Consider the following 4,666-nt stretch of genomic DNA (forward strand, 5'->3'; position numbering starts at 1 on the left):
CGCAAAACCGGACCGCGCCAAGCCATGATCCGGGAGACACGGCCTAGATGCAGACGTAGGCCCATGTGCGGGACGGGAATCGCGTCGACGCGTCGGGCGGGCCCGGCCAGTCGCCACCCGCCGTCAGGTTGCGGATCAGGTAGAAGAGGCGGTCAAAAGACCCACGAGCCGCGCGTCGCCTCCACCGTGTCCTTGCCGGCGTAGAACACCTCGGTGCTGTCCACCAGAAAACGCATCCCCCGGCTGTCCCACTCCACGGCGCACACGTGTAAGTCAGTCGTCCGCGGCGTCCAGCTTGAGCTGCCCGAAACCGGCGTCCGCACCGACAACGCAGCCGACTCCACCGGCACCGTCAGCTGCTGCGGCCCGACACCGATCCTGTTGCCGGTCGGCAGCCCCGGCAAGGACCAGGAGTGGCGGTGTCATCGAGGCCCTCGAAGGGCGACCGACCTAAGCCATCTCCCGGCCCTCGCCGAGTTCCAACAGAAACCCTCTTAGAGGGCCCTGCCGGAAGGATGGTGCCCTAGTGACCAACCGTGAGCGCCTCGCCCTGGCCCGGCTGAACCCCGGATCGATGACAACCCACGGGGGCAGGTCGGACTCCTACATCGCTTGGGCGCCAATCGTGGCGAGCAGCGCGAGCGCACCGGCGTCCGATGAACCTGACTCGGCCGTATAGACGACCAGCCGCAGGTCCGTCCCGCGACGGTGAGGAGGTCGCAATCCAGCGTCAGCCGGCCCACCTCTGGGTGCGCGATGGTTTTGCGGGAGGTGACGCGCTCGCTGACATCCGCCCGCTTCCACAGCTCTCGAATCGCTCACTGGTACGCCTCAGGTCGCGCAGCAAGGCACGCAGGTCGCGATCGTGCGGGTAGCGGCCGAACGCGAACGCCACGCGTAGGTCTGCCACCGCCTCCACCTCCAGCGCCCCGCCGTTCCTCGGCCGTCATCACGAAGCGGTCCGGTAGTCCGGTGAAGTGACGCCAGATCATGTTGCGTTCACGCACTGGCGCGGCCGACAGGTCGCCAAGCAGCGCAGCGCCTAACCGGTTGACGACCACGAGATGCCATGACGCGCTGAGCACCATCACCGGTACATCGGTGAAGCGGTCGAGGAGACGTTGCACGCCCGGCGCCACGTGTGTGTCCATGCGGGCTGTCCGGGAACTGGCCTGCCCGGCGACCCGGAACAGGTGGTCGTGCTCCGCCGCGCCGAACCGCGTCCGAAGATCGTTGCCACTGCTGACGGCTGGGCCTTGTCGGGCATGCCGGGGCTCGGCTGCTGACCGGAGTCTCGCCGATGCTGCGCACCAGGCGGCCTGCTCACGCCCAGGCAGACCAGGTCGGCGGTCATCTAGACGGCCATGAGGTTCTGGGATACCTTGGGCCGGCCCGGCGCCGGAAAGCGCTTACCATGGAGGTAGGACGCGATGAAGCACGTCAGGAAAGTTCTCACCTACTTGGCCGCCGCGGGCTTGCTGTCCCTGGCTGTTCCGGCCGCCGCTCAAGCCGAGTCGGTCGCCGAAACGGGCACATTGACGCTGAGCGTCTCGGACGCTGGCGGAGGGCTGCAGGCCGCGATCGACGCGGCTGGCGTCGCCTACGCTGATGTTCATGGCCTGGTAATCAACGGTGGCACGCTGAACAGCACCGACAGCCGATTCATCAACCAAAGTCTCACGGGGCTCACCGATCTCACGGTCGGCGGGACGGCGGACTTCGTTGGCTCCCAAGTGCCGACGAGCGCGTTCAGCGGCAACACCTCGCTCAGGCATGTGAGGCTGGACAACACCACCGTGATCGGATCGAGGGCGTTCTACGACGTTGCCACGCTCGTCACCGTCGAGATGCCGAGTGTGACAATACTGAACGGACTCGCGTTCAACAACGATGCGGCGCTAAAGAGCGCGTACCTGCCACAGTTGAGGTCGATCGACAACCGGGCCTTCTACAACGCTGTGACGATGTCGTCGCTGACACTTGGCGAGGAACCGCCCGTACTTTTAGGTCAGGGGAACTGGTTTCTTTATGTGACGGGCTTGACGATCTACGTCCCGGTGGAATCGGCGCTCGAGGTCTATCGGAACCACATCTTCTTCCAGCAGTTCAGGATCAGGGTGATCGGTGATGACGGCACCGGCAATCCTGACGATCCCGCTCCGCCCAACACTCCCGAACTCTGCGCCCAGTATTGCGGTCGGATTGGCGGATCCGATAGCGTCAGGTACCGCGATCGTGAATACTTCAGAGGCGACTACAAGGTCAGCCTCAACCTCTACAGCTTCAATGTCAACATCAACGCGTGGTTGAACAACCGACAAGACACACCGCAGCTCGACACGCTGGCGGCGATTCGATGGGCGGCCGAGGCAGGATTCGATGCGGTCGACGTCACGGCCTACTACATTCCTGGGTATAGCAACACTACGATGCCAACGTTGCCGGACGGTGAGATCAAGGCATTCGCCCGACAGATCCGGGACCTGACCAAGGAGTTGGGCATCGAGATCAGCGGCACTGGTTACCAGAACGACTTCGCCAACCCAAGCGCCGACAGGCGCGCGATCGATGTCGAGCGGGGCAAGTACTGGATCGACGTCGCGGCCGAGATGGGCGCTCCGGTCATCCGCGTTTTCTCTGGACCGGTGCCGACAGACATCAACCGGCTCGGGTGGGAGACCGTCACCCGAGAGCGCGTCGTCCCAGCACTGCGACAGTTGGCGGAGTACGGCGCCGCTAAGGGGGTCCAGATCGGTCTCCAGAACCATGGGGATATGACCGCGACGGCAGGCCAGACCATTCAACTCCTGAAGTGGGTCAACCACGACAATATCGGCATTGTGAATGACACCGGATATTTCCGGCCGTTCCGCTACACAACCGGCCTAAATTACGACTGGTACGCCGACATTGCCGAGGTCCTTCCGTACTCAAACAACTTCCAGGTGAAGAAGCGGCCGGGGGGAGCTGAGACGGATACCACAATGGATCTGAACAAGCTGTTCACGGACGTCCGATACAGCGACTACCGCGGCTACATTCCCCTGGAGTTGCTGTGGGCCCGGGATGAGCCGGGATACCCGCGTGATCTTCCGGAACCCCCTTACGAGCAGATCAGCGGGTTCCTCGACGCCGTGAAATCCTCGTTGGAGTACACGAAGGATCGGAGCGAGATTTCGGGATTCACTGACCTGACGTACGTCGACGGCAGGTTGTCAGGAACGGCATTTACGGATGTAGCCGACCCGGACGCCAAGATCCGCCTGTACGCCCCTGACGGTGAGGTCATTAGATCCCTTAGCGCCACCCTCGTCGGAGATAAGTCGCCGGAGGGAAGGTACCAGTACAAGTTCGATGGGATCATCGGGGACCGTGGACAAATCAGGGTGCTGGGGCCGGTGGGGCCGTCCATCATGGAGTCCGTTTATCGTTCGATCGAGATTACTCGAACTGACGGTGGCAACGGCACCGCCGCCATCCACCAGATGCTGGACTTCTACGTATCAGCGGGGGAGGTCCGTGGCCCGCTGGTGCCCCAACTGTCAAACACCCTGAACGGTGCGAGTCATCATCTGGCCAAGGGCTCGAAAGACCAAGCGGCTAAGCAACTGCGGAACTTCCTGCAACATCTCGAGAATCCCGACATGGACAGCCACGTCACGGAGACGGCTAGGCATGACCTGAAGGGTGCCGCTCAAGCACGTATCGAGGCGTGGACGAAATAGCCGTAGACGCGGTCCTTCCCCATCTCGCTCGGTCCGTGGCACGGGAAGGACTGCGACCCGGCCTTGTGTGCGCCGCGCCACCTGACAACAGGCCGAAGATGTCGCGGGGCATCCGTGGCAGATCAGGGGTAGCAGCCAGGCGCACGGGGGCATTCCCTATTAGATGGTGCCCGCTTCGCCGACGCGCATGTGCGTGAGCCGGAGCGGGCACCGTGGCGGCCGCCTTCGCGGCCACGGTCCGTGCGGCGCGGGAGATCGTCCTCGCGTCGCTGGCCCGCCACCCGGGTTAGGGTTCGTCGCGCTTCTTGATGCCCTGACCCGCAGTGGCGCATCTTCAGTGGTGCAAACCGGCGTTGCGCCAAGTTCGATGGCAAACGGTTCAGCTTCGGTGGCAACGGACAACCTCAGAGGAGCCGCACCCAGTTCCGAGCACAACGGTCGACCAACGCCATCCGGCGGAGGATGCGAAGATCATGTTGGTGAGGCGACACCACTGTCCAGGGGTGCGCGCCTTGCGGCGGTCATGTCAGTGGTTGCGACAGCATGGCGGTAAGCCGCCGGAGATTCTCATCGGGCAGCGCCGCCAGCGGTGATTCCTCGAGCACGGCGTCGACCACGCGTGAGCGAGCGTCGCGCCCGGCGTCGGTCAGGACGAGGACTCGCTGCCGTTTGTCGTTCGCGGCGTTCTGGCGCTCGGCGAGCCCGGCCCGTACGAGCTGGTCGCAGATGTAGGTGAGGTTGGATGCGTTGCAGTGCGTGCGTTCGGCGAGCGTACGCCTCGTGGGCGACATCACGGCAGACCCACGTGAATGACCGCCTCAAGGGCCCTTGCGAACATGGTGCGACCGACCGGAGCCGGGGTGGCAGGGCCTCAGCCGTCCACGATCACGACCTGTAGCCGGCGGGGGCGTGCACCCCTTCCACCCGGTCGAGTTCGATGT

The 4,666-nt window shown here is 64.0% G+C and carries 5 protein-coding genes; 1 reads left to right on the forward strand and 4 read right to left on the reverse strand.

Going from position 1 to position 4,666, the window contains the following annotated elements; genetic code table 11:
- Nucleotides 1-152: 152 nt before the first annotated feature.
- The 3 genes from FXF52_RS42305 to FXF52_RS44380 form a co-directional block, all read right to left on the reverse strand.
- Complete coding sequence (locus FXF52_RS42305; RefSeq protein WP_187414016.1) at nucleotides 153-404, reverse strand: hypothetical protein; 252 nt, start codon at nucleotides 402-404, stop codon at nucleotides 153-155.
- Nucleotides 405-494: 90 nt separating this feature from the next.
- A complete protein-coding gene (locus FXF52_RS44375) occupies nucleotides 495-815 on the reverse strand; it encodes a hypothetical protein (RefSeq protein ID WP_187414018.1) in 321 nt (106 codons plus the stop codon).
- Between the two features lie 3 nt (nucleotides 816-818).
- Nucleotides 819-1,151: a hypothetical protein gene (locus FXF52_RS44380; protein ID WP_187414017.1), complete on the reverse strand. Its 333-nt coding sequence runs from the start codon at nucleotides 1,149-1,151 to the stop codon at nucleotides 819-821.
- Nucleotides 1,152-1,430: 279 nt separating this feature from the next.
- Between FXF52_RS44380 and FXF52_RS40425 the strand changes: the two genes are divergently transcribed.
- On the forward strand, nucleotides 1,431-3,725 hold the full coding sequence (locus FXF52_RS40425) for a TIM barrel protein (protein ID WP_148804918.1): 2,295 nt from the start codon (nucleotides 1,431-1,433) through the stop codon (nucleotides 3,723-3,725).
- Between the two features lie 521 nt (nucleotides 3,726-4,246).
- Here FXF52_RS40425 and FXF52_RS40430 read toward each other — a convergent pair.
- The gene (locus tag FXF52_RS40430; RefSeq protein ID WP_255472914.1) at nucleotides 4,247-4,516 is read right to left on the reverse strand and encodes a MarR family winged helix-turn-helix transcriptional regulator; all 270 of its coding nucleotides are present in this window, start codon (nucleotides 4,514-4,516) and stop codon (nucleotides 4,247-4,249) included.
- Nucleotides 4,517-4,666: the final 150 nt, after the last annotated feature.

The sequence above is a fragment of the Micromonospora sp. MP36 genome (assembly GCF_008119785.1).
Classification (GTDB): domain Bacteria; phylum Actinomycetota; class Actinomycetes; order Mycobacteriales; family Micromonosporaceae; genus Micromonospora.

Coding starts and splice junctions, on each gene's coding strand:
- FXF52_RS44380 (WP_187414017.1), bottom strand. CDS start 1,151: ATGGACACACACGTGGCGCCGGGCGTGCAACGTCTCCTCGACCGCTTC.
- FXF52_RS40425 (WP_148804918.1), top strand. CDS start 1,431: ATGAAGCACGTCAGGAAAGTTCTCACCTACTTGGCCGCCGCGGGCTTG.
- FXF52_RS40430 (WP_255472914.1), bottom strand. CDS start 4,516: ATGTCGCCCACGAGGCGTACGCTCGCCGAACGCACGCACTGCAACGCA.